12 protein-coding genes are annotated in these 16914 nt (G+C 67.6%); 5 read left to right on the forward strand and 7 right to left on the reverse strand.

The annotated features are described in order from the left end of the window. Positions 1-23: 23 nt before the first annotated feature. Positions 24-1430 (reverse strand): hypothetical protein, encoded by a 1407-nt coding sequence (locus tag AWR35_RS04715; RefSeq protein ID WP_058574802.1) that lies wholly within the window; start codon positions 1428-1430, stop codon positions 24-26. 326 nt (positions 1431-1756) lie between these two features. Between AWR35_RS04715 and AWR35_RS04720 the strand changes: the two genes are divergently transcribed. The 5 genes from AWR35_RS04720 (at position 1757) to AWR35_RS04740 (ending at position 9632) form a co-directional block, all read left to right on the forward strand. After that, the gene (locus AWR35_RS04720) at positions 1757-2845 is read left to right on the forward strand and encodes a PQQ-dependent sugar dehydrogenase (protein WP_058574803.1); all 1089 of its coding nucleotides are present in this window, start codon (positions 1757-1759) and stop codon (positions 2843-2845) included. 46 nt (positions 2846-2891) lie between these two features. Then, entirely contained in the window at positions 2892-3233 is a 342-nt protein-coding gene (locus AWR35_RS04725) for a hypothetical protein (protein ID WP_058574804.1), read from the forward strand. A 127-nt stretch (positions 3234-3360) separates the two neighbouring features. Beyond that, positions 3361-4605 (forward strand): TolC family protein, encoded by a 1245-nt coding sequence (locus AWR35_RS04730; protein ID WP_058574805.1) that lies wholly within the window; start codon positions 3361-3363, stop codon positions 4603-4605. After that, positions 4602-6344, forward strand: coding sequence for an efflux RND transporter periplasmic adaptor subunit (locus tag AWR35_RS04735; RefSeq protein ID WP_058574806.1), 1743 nt, complete (start codon positions 4602-4604; stop codon positions 6342-6344). Before AWR35_RS04730 ends, AWR35_RS04735 begins: the two co-directional genes overlap by 4 nt. Before the next feature lie 12 nt (positions 6345-6356). Beyond that, entirely contained in the window at positions 6357-9632 is a 3276-nt protein-coding gene (locus AWR35_RS04740) for an efflux RND transporter permease subunit (protein WP_058574807.1), read from the forward strand. Between the two features lie 73 nt (positions 9633-9705). Here AWR35_RS04740 and AWR35_RS04745 read toward each other — a convergent pair whose 3' ends face one another. The 6 genes from AWR35_RS04745 to AWR35_RS04770 all read right to left on the reverse strand — a co-directional run bounded on the left by AWR35_RS04745 (position 9706) and on the right by AWR35_RS04770 (position 16910). Next, positions 9706-10182, reverse strand: coding sequence for a DUF302 domain-containing protein (locus tag AWR35_RS04745; protein WP_082663914.1), 477 nt, complete (start codon positions 10180-10182; stop codon positions 9706-9708). A 68-nt stretch (positions 10183-10250) separates the two neighbouring features. After that, positions 10251-11888, reverse strand: coding sequence for an FMN-binding glutamate synthase family protein (locus AWR35_RS04750; RefSeq protein WP_058574808.1), 1638 nt, complete (start codon positions 11886-11888; stop codon positions 10251-10253). A 107-nt stretch (positions 11889-11995) separates the two neighbouring features. Continuing rightward, positions 11996-13546, reverse strand: a complete 1551-nt coding sequence (gene rmuC / locus AWR35_RS04755) for a DNA recombination protein RmuC (protein WP_156413935.1) — start codon at positions 13544-13546, stop codon at positions 11996-11998. Then, entirely contained in the window at positions 13543-14538 is a 996-nt protein-coding gene (gene ribF, locus AWR35_RS04760) for a bifunctional riboflavin kinase/FAD synthetase (protein WP_058575243.1), read from the reverse strand. The genes rmuC and ribF overlap by 4 nt, the downstream gene beginning before the upstream one ends. A 32-nt stretch (positions 14539-14570) precedes the next feature. Continuing rightward, on the reverse strand, positions 14571-16157 hold the full coding sequence (gene murJ / locus AWR35_RS04765) for a murein biosynthesis integral membrane protein MurJ (protein ID WP_058574809.1): 1587 nt from the start codon (positions 16155-16157) through the stop codon (positions 14571-14573). A gap of 78 nt (positions 16158-16235) precedes the next feature. Beyond that, a complete protein-coding gene (locus AWR35_RS04770) occupies positions 16236-16910 on the reverse strand; it encodes an arylesterase (protein ID WP_058574810.1) in 675 nt (224 codons plus the stop codon). Positions 16911-16914: the final 4 nt, after the last annotated feature.

A 16914-nucleotide genomic window follows, 5' to 3' on the forward strand; every position in this document is an offset into this window, starting at 1 on the left:
CCCGCGCCAGACACGTCAAGGGCTTATGCCTCGACTTCCGCGGCGTCGATCACCTTGAGGCCGCTGTCGGCCTGCATCGCCGCGTACTCGTCCTCGAAGAAGAACTTCTCCTCGCCGAAGGCGGGCGTCAGCTCGTTGAGCCAGGTGGCCTCCTCGTCGTACTTGGCGAAGAACGGCCGCTGCACCCAGTCCGGATTGCGTCCCTGGACGAAGCGCAGAACGAAGACCTTCTCGCCGTGGATCTCGGCCACGCCCTGCACCTCGACCTTGCCCGGACCGGCGGACATGGACGGTCCGCGCGCGGTGCGCGCGAGCCCCGAGACCTTCTTCATCGCGTCGCGGTAGATGCGGTGCGCCTCGGCGAGCGGCACCTCGAAGCGGTACTTCGCGCCGGTGTCCCGCTCGACGAACATGTAGTACGGGATCATCCCCAGGCGCACCTGCTCGCGCCACATGCGAGCCCAGACCTCGCCCGAGTCGTTGATGTGCTTGATCAGCGGGCTCTGGGTGCGGATCTCGGCACCGGTCGCCCGGATGCGCTTGACCGCTTCGCGGAAGATGGGGTTTTCCATCTCCTGGTAGTGATTGATGTGCGCCATCACGGCGACGTGCTTGCCGGACTCGACCAGCCGCTCGAACAGTCCCAAGAGCTCGTCGGCGTCCTTGTCGGTGACGAAGCGGTACGGCCAGAACGACAGCGCCTTGGTGCCGATGCGCACGGTCTGCACGTGCTCGAGACGCGGATCGAGCAGCCCCTCGAGGTACGGCGCCAGGTGCTTGGTCTTCATCACCATCGGGTCGCCGCCGGTCATCAGGAGGTCGGTCAGGTCGGGGTGCACGGCGAGGTAGTCGAGCAGCTGGCCGGCCTCCTTGGAGGCGATCTTGAGGTCCTTGTCGCCGACGAACTGCGCCCAGCGGAAGCAGAAGGTGCAGTAGCTGTGGCAGGTCTGCCCCTGGCTGGGGAAGAACAGCGCCGTCTCGCGGTACTTGTGCTGCACGCCCTCGACCGTCTCGCCGTTGACCTCGGGGAGGTTCATCTCCATCTGCCCGGCCGGGTGCGGGTTGAGCTTGTGCCGCAGCTTCCAGGCCAGCGCGGTGATCTCTTCCTTGGGCGCCTCGCGACGGTGCAGCTCGGCCATTTCCTCGTACATCTCGGGGCTGAGCATGTCGCGCTGCGGGAAGGTCAGGGCGAAGATCGGGTCGTCCGGGGCACGGTCCCAGTCGATCAGGTTCTCGATGACGTAGTTGTTGACGCGAAACGGCAGGACGCTCGCGACCACCTTCATCTCGAACAGCGCCTCCTCGCCAAGTCGCTTGAGCGGCTCGATCTTGTCGAGGTGCCGGTCGGTGAAGACCTGCAGCTTGGGCGGCTGCCCGTCCTGCGTACCCTGCTGGGTCCCGGAGATGGTTCGCTTGGCAACAGTCGTCATAAAACCTCGTCTGGTGCACATGGATTGGGGCCGTGCCGCCCACAAGGCCGGCGAATTCTAGCCCATTTCCCGAGAAAAACAACTGCTTATGCTTGTGCAGCCGAAGCATTCGCCGGCCTGGCATCACCGGGATGGCGGCATACGCGACAAGGAATCAACCACTTCGACCCTGAACCGATGCTCGACACCCGTCACCGGCTGATCACCCTGCACTGGGGGATTCGACCGGCTGCACTTCAGCTTCTTCAGCCCCCCCCTGCTTGCCTGAGATACGGAACGGCATCACCTAAGCTCGGCCGTAACCCTCTCACCAGGTGGAATTCGCCATGCCCCTGTCCCGCATCCTGCTGGCCGCCATCCTGCCGATCGCCGGTATTCTGCCGCTGCATGCCGCGCCGACGGTGGATACGATCGCCGAGGGCCTTCACCATCCCTGGGCATTGAGCTTCCTGCCGGACGGCGACCTGCTGATAACCGAGCGCCGCGGGCGGCTGTGGCGCATCGACCCCGTCTCGGGCACACGCGCAGAGATCGGAGGTACTCCTGGGGTCGAACACCGCAACCAGGGCGGCCTGCTGGACGTGGCACTCCATCCCGGCTTCGCCGACAACCGCTGGGTCTACCTCACCTGGGCCGGCCGCTGCGATGGGGGCAACGCCACCCATCTGGGGCGCGGCCGCCTGCAGGGCGACCGCCTGGTCGACTTCGAGACCCTGTTCGTCGCCACGCCCTGTGTCGACTCCGGCGTGCATTTCGGCTCGCGACTGGCCTTCGATCCGGACGGCTACCTGTACATGACGGTGGGCGAACGCGGCGAGCGACAGCGGGCACAGGACCTCGATGATCACAACGGCTCGGTGCTTCGGCTGCACGACGACGGGCGCATTCCGAAGGACAACCCCTTCGTCGACCGGGCGGACGCCATGCCGGCGATCTACAGCTACGGCCACCGCAACCCGCAAGGCATGGCCGTCCATCCCCGCACCGGGCGGGTATGGATCCACGAACACGGCCCTCGCGGTGGCGACGAGATCAACCTGCCCGTCGCCGGCGGCAACTTCGGCTGGCCGATCCAGACCTACGGGCGGGAATACTATGGCCCTGAGATCGCCCCGGACGAGGTGGAGGGCGTGATCGGCCCCGTCCACCAATGGACACCCTCGATCGCCCCGTCTGGCATGGCCTTCCACGATCACCCGGGCCAGCCCGACTGGCAGGGCAGTCTGTTCCTCGGCGCCCTGGCCCACCGCCACCTCGTGCGCCTGCAAATGGACGGGACGACCGTGGTGAAGGAGTCACGCTGGCTCGCCGAGCGCGAGTGGCGCATCCGCGATGTCGAAGTGGGGCCGGAGGGAACCCTGTGGGTGATCACCGATCACAGTAACGGTCGCCTGCTGCGACTGGCGCCACCATGACGAGCACTTGCGTCATGTCCGAACCCGCTCTACAGTCCAACGCGTTATGACGTTCGCACGCCTGGTCACTCTGCTGCTCGCTCTCTGGACACCGTACAACGCGGTGACCGCCGGCGTGGCCATGCTCGACTGCCCGATGGACGACCTGGTCTCGAGCCAGGCCGATCAGGCCGAGTCCTGCCCGAGCCATGCGGCCAGCCAGCCGAACGACGACGTGGCCGACTGCGACCATTGCGGCAGCTGCGCCCTGCTCGGCGGCATTTCCGTACCCACCGCCCTGAAGTCTGCCATCGTGCCGCCGCCGCAACTGGCACCGGACACCGGCATGACCGACCAGGTGGCGCCGGGCATCCCCAGCAACCCGTTTCGCCCTCCCCTCTCGGCCTGATCGGCCGAGTCCCGACCGGGCACACGTTCCAACGAACTGACCGCCCACGGCGCACGTCCACCGTGCCCGGTTCATCGCTCGGCTGATCCAGCTTTCCGCTGACGTCCAATCAACCGAGGAACCGACAATGAACCTGTCATTGACCTATCTGCCGTTACTGGCGCTGCTGCCTGCGCTGATCGCGGTCGCGCCGGCCGGCGCCGAGCCCAGCGAGGGCCTCCTGACCCTGCAGGCAGCCGAACGGGCCGCCCGACAGCAGGACGAGGGCCTGAAGGCGGCCGAATATCGCCGCGAGGGCCTTGCCGCCGAGGCCGAGGCGGCCGACGAATTGCCCGACCCGCGCCTGTCGGTGGCGTTGCAGAACGTCCCCACCGACAACTACAGCCTGAGCGACTCGCCGATGACCCAGACGGTGGTGACGCTCTCGCAGACCCTGCCGCCGGGCGACACCCTGATCCACCAGGCCGAGGCGGCCAACGCGCGGGTCTCCGGCCAGCAGGCCGCCGTGGCGACCGCCGACCGGATGCTGCACCGCGAGGTCCGCCGCCTGTGGCTGGACGTCTATCGCCAGGAAACGCTCTCCCGGCTGCTCGAACAGGAGCAGCGCCTCTACCGCGAACTGCTCGACAGCGCCAACACCGCCTACCAGGTCGGCGAGGCCGGCGGCAGCGATCTGGTCCGACTGCAGACACGGCTGTCTCGCATCGCCGACGCCCTCGATCGTCGCCGTGGCGAGGCCGAGGCCGCTCGGGCGCGCCTGGCCCGCTGGGCCGGCGAAGCGGCCTTCCTCCCCCTGCCGGACGACCTGCCCGAGGTGCTCCGCGACACCCCCGACGGGTCGATCGACCGCCAGCCGGAACTCGAGCAACTGCGGGCCGAGCTTGCCGCCGCCCGGGCCCGGGTGGATGTGGCCGAAGAGCAGTTCGCCCCCGAGGTGGGCGTCAAGGTCGGCTACGGCCTGCGTGCCGGCAGCGAGCCCAATACCCTCTCCGCCGGCGTGAGCGTCAGCCTGCCGATCTTCAGCGAGCGCCGTCAGTCGCCGCGGCTGCGTGGCGCGCAGCGATCGGCCCAGGCCGCCCAGCTGGAGCTGGCCAAGCGCGCCCGCGACCTGGCCGCCCAGGCCGACGGCATCCGCGCCCGGCTCGCCGCGCTCGACCGGCGCATCACCCGCTATCAGAACGACATCATCCCCGAGTTGCAGCAGGTCGCCGACATGATCCGCGGCGAAATCGGCGCCGGCCAGGGCGAGTTCGAGGCCCTGATCGAGGCCGAGCGCGCCGTGGTCGAGGCCCGACAGGAACAGCTGACCCTGCGCCTCGACCGTGCCGACCAACTGATCGACCTGCGCTATCTGCTGGAGACCAACGCATGAACCGTCACAACAAGATTCTTCGCATCGGCCTGCTCGGTACCGCACTGGTCACGCCGGCGGTACTGACCGGGCTCACCCCCGTTCTCACCCAGGCCGTGGCGGCCGACAACGTCGATCACTCGGGCCACGCTCACGCCCAGTCGAGCGACGGCAACGACACCGTCACCCGCTGGACCTGTCCGATGCACCCGCAGATCGTCGAGGAGGAGCCCGGCTCCTGTCCCATCTGCGGCATGGACCTGGTCGAGAAGGAATTCCCCGCCCAGGAGCAAACCGCCGACGCGGCCGGGGACGACATGAGCGACATGGACGCTGACGAGGGGCACACCCAGATGTCGAGCGCATCCGGCGCCGGTGAGACGGTCACCCGCTGGACCTGCCCCATGCACCCGCAGATCGTCGAGGAGGAGCCCGGCTCCTGTCCCATCTGCGGCATGGACCTGGTCGAGAAGGAATTCCCCGCCCAGGAAGCATCTGCCGAGACCGGCGGCATGGACGAGATGAGCGGCCAGGAGGGTCACGACCACGCCGCCAGCGCCAGCAGTGGTGGTGAAACCGTCACCCGCTGGACCTGCCCCATGCATCCGCAGATCATCGAGGAGGAGCCCGGCTCCTGCCCCATCTGCGGCATGGATCTGGTCGAGAAGGAGTACCCGGCCGCCGAGGTTGGCGCCGCCAGTGCCGAAAGCTCCGGCGGTGAAACGAGCCGTCCCAAGGCGCCCACCTTCCCGGCCGTCTCGGTCAGCCCGATCACCGTGCAGCACATGAACGTGGTGATCGAGCAGGCGAAAAAACGGCCGCTGACCGAGACCATTCGCACGGTCGGCACCGTCGGCTACGACGAGGACCTGCTCGCCCATGTCCACCCGCGGGCCAAGGGCTGGGTCGAACGGCTCAAGGTCGCCTCGGTCGGCGCGACCGTCGACAAGGGCGACGTGCTGTTCGAGTACTACTCCCCGGACATCGTCGCCGCCCAGCAGGACTACCTGGTCGCGCTGCGCCGCGGCATGAGCGACCTGATCGAGTCGTCGCGGGCCCGCCTCGAGCTGCTCGACGTGCCCGCATCGGTGATCGACACGGTCCGCCGGACACGCAAGGTGCAGCGCACCATCCCGCTGCTCGCCCCGCAGGACGGCTACGTCGCCGAGATCAACCTGCGCGAGGGGATGTACATCCAGCCGGGGCTCGACCTCTACACCATCGCCCGACGCGACCGCGTCTGGGTGAATGTCGACGTGCTCGAACGACGCATGCAGTCGGTCAGCGAGGGCCAGCAGGCGACCATGCGGGTCGATGGCATCCCGGGGCGCACCTTCGAGGGCACGGTCGATTTCGTCTACCCGGAACTCGATCCGCAGTCGCGCACCCTGCGCGTGCGCCTGGCCTTCGACAACGAGGACGGCCAGCTGCGGCCCAACCAGTTCGCCGAGGTAACGCTCACGCCGGAGAAGACCCCGCCGGTGCTCGCCGTGCCGGCCACCGCCATCATCCCGGCCCCGAGCGGGGCCCGCGTGGTGGTACGCACGGGCGAAGGCCGCTTCCGGCCGGTGGCCGTGGAGACCGGCGCCGAGGCGGGCGGCTACACCGAAATCGTCTCCGGTCTGGAACCGGGCGAACAGGTGGTCGCCTCGGGGCAGTTCCTGATCGACTCCGAGTCGAGTGTCCAGGCGGCCTTCTCGCGCCTGTCCGGTTCGGGTGACAGCTCGTCCTCGGGCGGCCAGTCCGGTCACCAGCACTAAGGGGAGGCAGAAATGATCGAACGCATCATCCATGCCTGCATTCGCTTCCGGGTGCTGGTCGTGCTGTTGTCCGTCCTGCTCGCCGCTATCGGCTGGGCAGCCTGGAAGGCCACGCCGCTGGACGCGATTCCGGATCTCTCGGATACGCAGGTGATCGTCAAGACCACCTTCCCGGGCCAGTCGCCGCAGGTGGTCCAGGACCAGGTGACCTATCCGCTGACCACGCGGCTGCTCGCCGTGCCCGGCTCGACGGCCGTGCGGGGCTACTCGTTCTTCGGCGACTCCTACATCTACGTCACCTTCAAGGAGGGCACCGATCTCTACTGGGCGCGCTCGCGGGTGCTGGAGTACCTCAACCAGGCCGCCGAGGACCTGCCGCAGGGGGTGACGCCCAAGCTGGGCCCGGATGCGACCGGCGTGGGCTGGGTGTTCCAGTACGCGCTCAATGATCCGACCGGGCAGCACGATCTGTCCGAGCTGACCACGCTGCAGAACTGGTTCCTCAAGTTCCAGCTCGAGTCGGTCGAGGGCGTGGCCGAGGTGGCCACCGTCGGCGGCATGGTCCGCGAGTACCAGATCATCGTCGATCCGCAGCGGCTGCGCGCCTTCAACGTCTCCATCAACCGGCTGCGCGAGGCGATCGCCCAGGCCAACCGCGAGGTCGGTGGCGGCGTGATCGAGCGCGGCGGCGCCGAGTACATGATCACCAGCCGCGGCTACCTCAAGTCCGCCGACGACATCGAGCAGATCCCGGTCGGCGTGACCGATTCGGGCACCCCGATCACGGTCCAGGATCTCGGCCGGGTCGAGGTCGGTCCGGCCGAGCGCCGTGGCGTGGCCGAACTCGACGGCAAGGGCGAAGTGGTCGGCGGCATCGTCGTGATGCGCAGCGGCGAGAACGCCCGCGAGGTGATCGGCGCGGTCAAGGAGAAGCTCGAGGACGTCAAGCCGGGCCTGCCCGACGGCGTCGAGGTGCTGACCACCTACGACCGCAGCGGCGTGATCGAACGTGCCGTCGCCTTCCTGGAGAAGAAGCTGGTCGAGGAGTTCCTGGTCGTCGCCCTGGTAAGCCTGGTGTTCCTGTTCCACCTGCGCTCGGCGCTCGTGGCGATCGTCAGCCTGCCGCTCGGCATCCTGACCGCCTTCATCGTCATGAACTGGCAGGGCATCAACGCGAACATCATGTCGCTCGGCGGCATCGCCATTGCCATCGGGGCGATGGTGGACGCGGCGATCGTCATGATCGAGAACGCCCACAAGCACCTGTCGCGCTACCGCGAGACCCACGGCCACGTTGCCGAGGGCGAGGTCCACTGGGGCCTGATCGCCAAGTCGGCCTCCGAGGTGGGCCCGGCGCTGTTCTTCTCGCTGTTGGTGATCACGCTGTCGTTCCTGCCGGTGTTCGCGCTGGAGGCGCAGGAGGGCCGCCTGTTCGCGCCGCTGGCCTACACCAAGACCTACGCGATGGCGGCGGCAGCCGGCCTGGCGGTCACGCTGATTCCGGTCCTGATGGGCTACTTCATCCGCGGGCGAATCCCGCCGGAGGAAAAGAACCCCATCAACCGTTTCCTGATCTGGGGCTACCGGCCGCTGCTCTCGGGCGCACTGCGCTTCCCGAAGACGGTGCTGGCACTTGCGTTCGTCGCGCTGATCTCGATGGTGCTGCCGTTCGCCGGCGTCTCGGGCTTCCTCGCCCCGCTCAAGTGGGGTGGCGATACCGACTGGCAGGCGAAGGTCACCGACTGGCAGTCCGGCCTCGAGGATCAGTGGGAAGACTGGTTCGACGGCGTACCCCGGCTGGCAAGCCTCGGCACGGGGCTAGGCTCGGAGTTCATGCCCCAGCTCGACGAGGGGGATCTCCTCTACATGCCGACCACCCTCCCGGGGCTGTCGGTGGGCGAGGCGCGCATCCTGCTGCAGCAGGTCGACAAGCTGATCAGCGAGGAACCCGAGGTCGAGCGTGTCTTCGGCAAGATCGGTCGCGCCGCCACGGCCACCGACCCGGCGCCTCTGACCATGATCGAGACCAGCATCACCTTGAAGCCGCGTGACCAGTGGCGCGAGGGCGTGACGCTGGACGACCTGATCGAGCGGCTGGACGACAAGGTCGACTTCCCCAGCCTCAACAACGCCTGGGTGATGCCGATCAAGACGCGCATCGACATGCAGACCACCGGCATCCAGACCCCGATCGGCATCAAGATCACCGGCTCGGATCTGGATGAAATCGAGGACGTCGGCAAGCAGGTCGAGACGGCACTCAAGACCCTGCCGGGCACCCGTAGCGCCTTCGCCGACCGCACATCGGACGGCCGCTACGTCGTGATTACCCCGGACCGCGAGAAGGCGGCCCGTTTCGGCCTGAACATCGGCGACATCCAGAAGGTGATCAGCCTGGCCGTCGGCGGGGTCAAGGTGACCGACACGGTCGAGGGGCTGGAGCGCTACCCGGTCAGCCTGCGCTATCCGCAGACCGACCGGCACTCGGTGCAGAAGCTGCGTGACCTGCCGATCGTCACGCCGAGTGGCTCGTCGGTTGCGCTCGGCCAGGTGGCCACGGTCGAGATCCAGTCCGGTCCGCCGGTGATCAAGTCGGAGAACAGCCGTCCGGCCGGCTTCGTCTTCGTCACCACCAGCGGCGTCGACCTGGGCGGCTACGTCGCCCGCGCCAAGGAGGTCCTCAAGGAGGAGGTCGACCTGCCGCCGGGCTACGCGATCGAGTGGGCCGGCCAGTACCGCTACATGGAGCGGGCCGCCGAGCGGCTCAAGCAGGTGGTGCCGCTGACGCTCGCGATCATCTTCGTGCTGCTGTACCTGACCTTCCGTCATGGCGGCAAGGCGGTGATGATCATGGCCAGCCTGCCCTTCGCCCTGATCGGCAGTTTCTGGCTGTTGTGGGCGCTGGGCTTCAACCTGTCGATCGCGGTGGCCGTGGGGCTGATCGCGCTGGCCGGCGTTGCCGCCGAATTCGGCGTGGTGATGCTGATCTACCTCGACCAGGCGATCGAGCGCTATCAGCGGGAGGGTCGGTTCAACAGCCGTGCCGATCTCAAGGAGGCGCTGATGGAAGGCGCCGTGCTGCGGGTTCGCCCCAAGGCGATGACCGTGGCGGTGATCCTCGGCGGCCTGATGCCGATCATGATCGGCCATGGCACCGGCTCGGAGGTGATGTCGCGCATCGCCGCGCCCATGGTCGGCGGCATGATCACCGCCCCGATCCTGTCGATGATCGTCCTGCCGGTGATCTACTGGCTTTGGCAGCGACGCAAACTGCCCGAGGCCGCCTAGATCAGGGCTGCCCACCCAAAACGAAAAAAGGCCGGGATATCCCGGCCTTTTCTTTTGCCTGCGTCAGGGCGAGTCAGTCGCCGGCCGCGGTATGCGCCAGGCCGTCGAGTGCCTGTTTCATCTTCGCCTGCACCGGCGCGGCGCAGTCGCCGATGCCGTGGCGTTCGACCAGGTACTCGGCCCGGTTATAGGCAATCCGGACCGTCTCGCCGTCCTGCCAGATCAGCATCTTCATGGGCAGGTCGATGGCCACGGTGGGCACGCACTTCATCAGCTGGGTGCCACCCAGCGGGTTGCCGAAGATCACCACCCGCGTCGGCGGCATGTCGAGATCGACGCTACGGGCATTGGCACGATGGTCGACCTGCGCCATCACGCCCATGCCCTTGGCCTCGATCGCCTCGACCAGGCGCTGCTCGGTTTCAGCGACGCCGAACCGACTGTCGACGATGGTCATGCCATCGCCCGCCAGCACGGCGGTCGGCGCCCACAGCGCCACCAGACCAACAGCGGCGGCTCGGCGAAAGGCACGTGCAATCAACACCTTCATGACATCCCTCCTGAGGTTGCGTGGCCTTCCAACACTAGCCCCTAGAGAGATGAACTGCCGAAGGTCAATCAGTCGCGTTCGACCGGTTGCTGCGATTCACGGATCTCGGTGAAGCAGGTCTCGGGGAGAAAGTTGTCCGCTCGCGCCTCGCGCAACTCGAGGGCATAGCGCTCGGGCGGATCATCGCCGAGAAAACAGCCCTTTTTCACGTAGGGGAATATCTCGTCATAACGACGAATCGCTTCCGGGCTGACCCGCCGGTAGAGGTGCGTGCGATTGAGTTCCTCGGGATGGCGCAAACCCGCGGAGGACAGCAGTTCGGCCGTCGCGGCGAGCGTACCTTCGTGGAAATAATGGACGCGCTCGGCCTTGTCGGGGACGACAAGGCCCCGGTACAGATCGGGGTTCTGCGTGGCCACGCCGGTAGGGCAGCGGTTGGTATTGCAGGTCAGCGACTGCACGCAGCCGAGCGCGAGCATCATGCCGCGCGCGCTGTTGCAGAGATCGGCGCCCAGGGCGAGATTCTTCACCAGGTGAAAGCCGGTGAAGATCTTGCCGGAGGCGATCACCCGGATGTGCTGGCGGATGCCGAAGCCGGTCAGGCTGTCGTCGACGAAGGCCACGGCTTCGCGCAGAGGCATGCCCACCGAATTGGTGTACTCGATCGGTGCCGCACCGGTGCCTCCCTCGCCACCGTCGACGGTGATGAAGTCCGGGTAGATGCCGCGCTCGACCATCGCCTTGCCGAGGGCAAGAAATTCGCTCTTGCGACCGATCGCGAGCTTGATCCCCACCGGCTTGCCGTCGCTGAGCTCACGCAGCCGCTCGATGAAATCGATCAGCCCCAGCGGCGAATCGAAGGTGGTGTGCGCGGGTGGGGAGTTGATGCGCGTACCGGCCGGCACGTCGCGAATCGCCGCGATCTCGGCGGTGTTCTTCTCGGCCGGCAGGATGCCGCCATGACCCGGCTTGGCGCCCTGCGAGATCTTGAGCTCGATCATCTTCACCACCGGCCGGACAGCCTTCTCGCGGAAGGTCTCCGCGCAGAATCGCCCCCGATCGTCGCGACAACCGAAGTAGCCGGTACCAATCTGCCAGACGAGATCGCCGCCATGTTCGAGGTGGTGGGGGCTCAGGCCGCCCTCGCCGGTGTTGTGACTGAAACCGCCCAGCTGCGCACCGCGATTGAGGGCCTGGATCGCGGTAGGGCTGAGCGAGCCGTAACTCATGGCCGAGATATTGAGCACGCTGGCGGAGTACGGCTGCCGGCATTGCGGACCGCCGATGGTGACGCGCAGATCGGGGTCGATCTCCTCGACATCGATGGCCGCCATCGATTGGCCGAGCCATTCGTAGCCCAGCCGGTAGGTATCGACGCGCGTGCCGTAGGGAATGGTCTCGCTCTGCTGCTTGGCACGCTGGTAGACCACCGAGCGGAACATGCGGCTGATCGGCGTGCCGTCGGTATCCGACTCGAGCAGGTACTGACGGATGAACGGCCGCATCCGCTCGACCAGCCATCGGCCCCGGGCGACCAGCGGGAAATTGCGCCGCAGGGAGTGGCGCGACTGGCGCATGTCGTACAGACCCAGACCGATCAGAGGCAATGCCGGCAACAACAACCACCACAATGGCGGCCACCACAACCCGAGACCGACGATGACGGCAAGGGATACCGCGGCGATGACGAGAAAGCGCCGATGCATGCGAACGTCCTCCCTTCCGTTTACGCCCTGACCGCGACGGCGACACGACTCAGGAAAGGGTAGCTGTCACGCGGGCACCCTGCTCGTGCCGACGGGAAAGCCCGACGTCAGCGATCGCCGGAGGGGGTCTCGTCCTCGGCGGTCGGCTCGATCAGCTCGGCGGCCGACAGCGGCCGCGACTCCTGGGTGACCGGTTCGGGCGAGCCGATTTCCTTGTCGGCCGAGACGGTCTTGAGGTCGCGGAACTTGCGGGCGCTGGGCAGCACGCGTGACTCGAGCGAGCCCACCGCGCTGTTGTAGGCGTTGACCGCCTGGTTGAGGCTCTTGCCTACCTTGGACCAGTGATCCGAGAGCGTACCGATGCGCTCGTAGAGCTCCTTGCCCAGCGCGGCGACCTCGGCGGCGTTCTGCGCCATGGCCTCCTGGCGCCAGCCATAGGAGACGGCCTTCAAGAGCGCGATCAGCGTGGTGGGACTGGCCGGGATGACGCGGTTCTCGGCGCCGTACTCGATCAGCCCGGCATCCTCGGCCAGTGCCGCCGAGAAGAACGCCTCGCCGGGAACGAACAGCACCACGAATTCGGGACTGGGATCGAACTGGTCGAAGTAGCTCTTCTTCGCCAGCTGGCCGACGTGGGTGCGCACCTGGCGGGCATGATCGACCAGCGCGGCCTTGCGGGCATCCTCGTCCTGGGCCTCGACCGCGCGCAGGTAGGCATCCACCGGCGCCTTGGCGTCGACCACCACCTGGCGGCCACCGGGCAGGTGCACGATCAGGTCGGGACGCAGCCGACCACCCTCGGTGGTCTGGTTGACCTGCTCCTCGAAGTCGCAGTGCTCGAGCATGCCGGCCATCTCGACCACGCGCCGGAGCTGCAACTCGCCCCAGCGGCCGCGGGCCTGTGGCTGGCGCAGCGCCTTGACCAGGTCGGCGGTCTCGCGGTGCAGGCGCGGCAGGTGGGTCTGCAACAGGTCGTTGACCTGCTGGTTGAGCGCCGAATAGGCACTGGTGCGCGCGCGCTCCAGACCGTCGAGCTTGGTGTCGAACTTCTCCAGGCGCTCGCGAATCGGGCCGGTGAGCTGTTCGATCGCCTTGTGACGGGCAGAGAGATCGTCCTTGGCCTGGTGCTGGAAACGCTCGAGGTTCTCGCGGGCAAGCTTGAGGAACGATTCATTGTTGCGCGACAGCGCGTCGGCCGAGAGCCCCTTGAAGGCGTCCGCCAGCTTCTCGCGCGCCTCGTCGAGCAACTTCAATTTCTCGTTGGCGGCCTCCCGCTCGCGCTCGAGCCGCTCGGTGAGCTCGGCACGCTCTGCCTTGAGCGAAGCGGTGGTGGCGCGCTCGGCATCCAGCGCCGTCTGCGTCTCGCGCCGTTGCGCCTCGAGCGCCTCGCGCATCTCGACCAGGTGCGAACGCTCGGCCTCATGGCGCGCCTCGGCCGTGCGCGCCTCGCCCAGCTCCTCCCGGGCGGTGCGCAGTGCCTCGGTCTCGGCATCGAGCAAGGTTTCCAGGCGCTGGTTCTCGTCCGCCAGCCGCTGGCGCTCGCTGACCTCGCCACGCAGGCGGGCGGCCAGCCAGGCACTCGCCACCGCCGCGGTCAGCGCCACGGCGAACAGCGTCCAGGCAATCGGGTTGTCGATCAGCACGTCGATGGCCGTCACTTGCTCTCTCCTTCATCCACCGGCCAGGGTGTGCCCGCCCGGTACGTGTCTATGAGTCGGCGCGCCTCGTCGACGTCCGCCCGGATCTGTTCGACCAGGGCGTCGAGCGACTCGAAGCGTCGTTCGTCGCGGATGTCGGCGAGAAACTCCACCGTCACCAGTTCGCCGTAGAGGTCGCCGTCGAAATCCAGCACGAACACCTCGAGGCGCGCCTCACCGCCGTCGACGGTCGGGCGCGTGCCGATATTGGCCACCCCGTAACGCGGCCCGCCGTCGGTGCCGCTCATCCGCACCAGGAAGACACCACGCAGCGGCGACAGGCGGCGTCGCAAGGCGATATTGGCGGTGGGAAAACCCAGCTGGCGGCCGCGCTTGTCGCCGTGCATCACTCGCCCGCAGAGGAAGAACGGGTGACCCAGCAGCTGGGCGGCCGTCGCTACGTCGCGCACCTCGAGTGCGGCGCGCACCCGGGTCGAGGAGACGCGTTCGCCGTCGAGGGTGACGGTCACCGCCCGCTCGACGCCAAATCCCAGCTCCGACCCCATGCGCTCGAGCAACGTGAAGTCGCCGGCACGTCGGACGCCGAAACGGAAGTCGTCGCCGATCACCACGTGTCGGGCGCCCAGCGCCCCGATCAGCAGCTCCTTGACGAAGTTCGAAGCCGGCATGCCCGCCAGAGTCGCATTGAAAGGCATCAGCACCAGCCGGTCGACCACGTCCAGTGCCTCGAAGGCCTGGAAACGCTCACGCAGCCGGGTCAGCCGCGCCACCGGTGTGACGCCGTGGCGCTCGGCGAAGAACTCGCGCGGCAGCGGCTCGAAGATCACCACGGTAAGCGGCAGACCCAGCGAGCGGGCCTGCTCGGCGGCCTGAAGGATCACCGCCCGGTGGCCACGATGCACGCCGTCGAAGTTGCCGATCGTGACCACCGTGCCGGGCGCGTCGGCCGGCAGGCGGGGCGGCGTGCTGGGGGATAGTCGACTCAGCTGCATGCGGTTTCCATTCTCAGTCAGGATCGGCGCCATCACTGGCGCTCCGGCGGCACATGACGGTCGAAGGCGACCACCGCCAGCAGGCGGCGCGGCGTCTGCCCCAGTGCGGCGGCGGCCACCACGAAGATCGCCATGCCGAACGCGATCAGGCCAAGCACCGCGCCAAGACGCTCGAACCATGCCCAACCGGTCCAGACATCGGCCGCCGGACTGATCCACAACAGCAGGCCGGCCATCGCCAGCGCCGCCAGCGTGATCCGGCCGATGAAACGGCGCGTGCCGGGCTCCACCTGCCAGGCGCCCCGTCGGCGCAGGGTCCAGCCGAGCAACAGGGCGTTGACCCAGGCGGCCATCACCGTGGTCAACGCCAGCCCGACGTGGGCCAGATGCCCACCCAGCCAGAACATCCAGGGCAGTACCAGCAAGGCCTTGAATACCAGGTTCGCGATCACGGAGATCACCGCGATGCGCACCGGCGTGGCCGTGTCCTGGCGGGCGAAGAAGCCCGGCGCGAAGATCTTGATCAACAGGAACGCCGGCAGGCCCAGCGCGTAGGCCGTCATCGCCAGCGAGACCATCGCGGTGTCGCTCGGCGTGAAGGCATCGTACTGGAACAGGGTGGCCAGGATCGGCACCGACAGGCCGATCAGCCCGGCCATCGCCGGCACCCCGATCAACAGGGTCAGGCGCAGCGCGCCATTGACGGTGCGATTGTAGTCCTCGTCGCTACCGCGGGCGAAGGCCCGCGAGAGGGCCGGCAGGATCACCGTGCCGATCGCCACGCCGAACACCCCCAGCGGCAGCTCGACCAGCCGGTCGGAGTAGTACAGCCAACTGACCGAGCCGGCCACCAGCAGGGAGGCGAGGATGGTGTCGACCAGCAGATTGATCTGGGTGACCGAGGCGCCGAACATCGCCGGCAACATCAGCCGCAGGGTCTTCTTCACCCCGGGATGTGGCCCGATGCGCGGACGGGGCAGCAGCCCCAGCCGGGCGAGAAATGGCAGCAGGAAGAACAGCTGCAGAATGCCGGCGACGAACACACCCCAGGCCAGCGCCATCACCGGTTGCTCGAAGAACGGCGCGACGACCAGGGTGGCGGCGATCAGGCTCAGGTTCAGCCAGATCGGTGCGAGCGCCGGCATGGCGAAGCGGCCGAAGGCGTTGAGGCTGCTGGCGGCGAACGCCGTCAGCGAGATGAACAGCAGGTAGGGGAAGGTGATCAGCAGCATCCCCTCGGCCAGCTCGCGCTGGGCGGGGTCGTCGGTGAAACCCGGCGCAAACAGCAGAATCAGCAGCGGCGCCCCGGCCATGCCGAGGCCCACCACGACCACCAGCACCGCCGCCAGCGTGCCGAACATGTGATCGACGTAGTCCTTGAGCTCGGCACGCGTGCCGGTCTCGCGGTACTCGGACAGCACCGGCACGAAGGCCTGCTGGAAGGCGCCCTCGGCGAACAGGCGGCGCAGGAAGTTGGGGATCTTGAAGACGACGAAGAAGGCATCCATCGCCGCACTGGCGCCGAACACCCGCGCGAGCAGCATGTCGCGCACGAAGCCGAGCACCCGCGAGATCATCGTCATCCCGCCGAAGGCCGCGCTGCTCTTCCAGATGCTCATGCGGCATTCACCACTCGGGTGGGGTCATCCTGGTTTGCCAACCGATTCATCCGTGGAAGCGTCCCGTCCATAATCCCGTCATTGATCCGTTTCGGGTCGATCACTCAGCCCCCAGAGCGGCGCGACCACCTCCCAGACATTCTCCAGCACCTGCTTCTGCCCCTCGGCATTCGGATGCAGGCCGTCGTCGAGCATCGAGTCGCGGTCGTCGGCCGCCCCTTCCAGAAGGAAAGACAACCCCGGCAGGTCGTTCTCGTCGATCAGGCGTGCGTACATCGCGGCGAAGGGGTCGGCGTACGCCGGGCCGTAGTTCGTCGGCAGCATGATACCGAGCAGCACCACCTCGGCGCCGTGGGCCTCGGCGCGGTCGATGAGTGTCTGCAGATTGGCCTCGATCACGTTCAGCGGCAGCCCGCGCAGGCCGTCGTTGGCGCCCAGCTCGAGCAGCACCCAGTCGTAGTCGCCGGTCTCGAGCACCTCGGGCAGACGCGTGATCCCGCCCGAGGTGGTCTCGCCGCTGGCCGAGGCGTTGGTCACATCGAACCGGCCCGGTGCCCGCGCCTCCAACCGCTCGCGCAGCAACGCGACCCAGCCCTCGCTCACCGGCAGCTTGTAGGCTGCCGAGAGCGAATCACCGAACACCAGCACCTGGGTGGTGGATGCAGCTGGGGTGTCGTCACCTATACTCGCGCCGACTCCGAAACACAGCAGCAACAGCCCGGCAATGCCTGCCGGCCAGCGACGTCCGAGCATTCCC

Origin of the sequence: Guyparkeria sp. WRN-7, from assembly GCF_001641825.1 — a bacterium.
Lineage (GTDB): Bacteria > Pseudomonadota > Gammaproteobacteria > Halothiobacillales > Halothiobacillaceae > Guyparkeria.

Bases quoted from the DNA above. Each gene is read 5' to 3' on its own strand.
- AWR35_RS04715 (WP_058574802.1), bottom strand. From the start codon at position 1,430: ATGACGACTGTTGCCAAGCGAACCATCTCCGGGACCCAGCAGGGTACG.
- AWR35_RS04720 (WP_058574803.1), top strand. From the start codon at position 1,757: ATGCCCCTGTCCCGCATCCTGCTGGCCGCCATCCTGCCGATCGCCGGT.
- AWR35_RS04725 (WP_058574804.1), top strand. From the start codon at position 2,892: ATGACGTTCGCACGCCTGGTCACTCTGCTGCTCGCTCTCTGGACACCG.
- AWR35_RS04730 (WP_058574805.1), top strand. From the start codon at position 3,361: ATGAACCTGTCATTGACCTATCTGCCGTTACTGGCGCTGCTGCCTGCG.
- AWR35_RS04735 (WP_058574806.1), top strand. From the start codon at position 4,602: ATGAACCGTCACAACAAGATTCTTCGCATCGGCCTGCTCGGTACCGCA.
- AWR35_RS04740 (WP_058574807.1), top strand. From the start codon at position 6,357: ATGATCGAACGCATCATCCATGCCTGCATTCGCTTCCGGGTGCTGGTC.
- AWR35_RS04745 (WP_082663914.1), bottom strand. From the start codon at position 10,182: ATGAAGGTGTTGATTGCACGTGCCTTTCGCCGAGCCGCCGCTGTTGGT.
- AWR35_RS04750 (WP_058574808.1), bottom strand. From the start codon at position 11,888: ATGCATCGGCGCTTTCTCGTCATCGCCGCGGTATCCCTTGCCGTCATC.
- ribF (WP_058575243.1), bottom strand. From the start codon at position 14,538: ATGCAGCTGAGTCGACTATCCCCCAGCACGCCGCCCCGCCTGCCGGCC.
- murJ (WP_058574809.1), bottom strand. From the start codon at position 16,157: ATGAGCATCTGGAAGAGCAGCGCGGCCTTCGGCGGGATGACGATGATC.
- AWR35_RS04770 (WP_058574810.1), bottom strand. From the start codon at position 16,910: ATGCTCGGACGTCGCTGGCCGGCAGGCATTGCCGGGCTGTTGCTGCTG.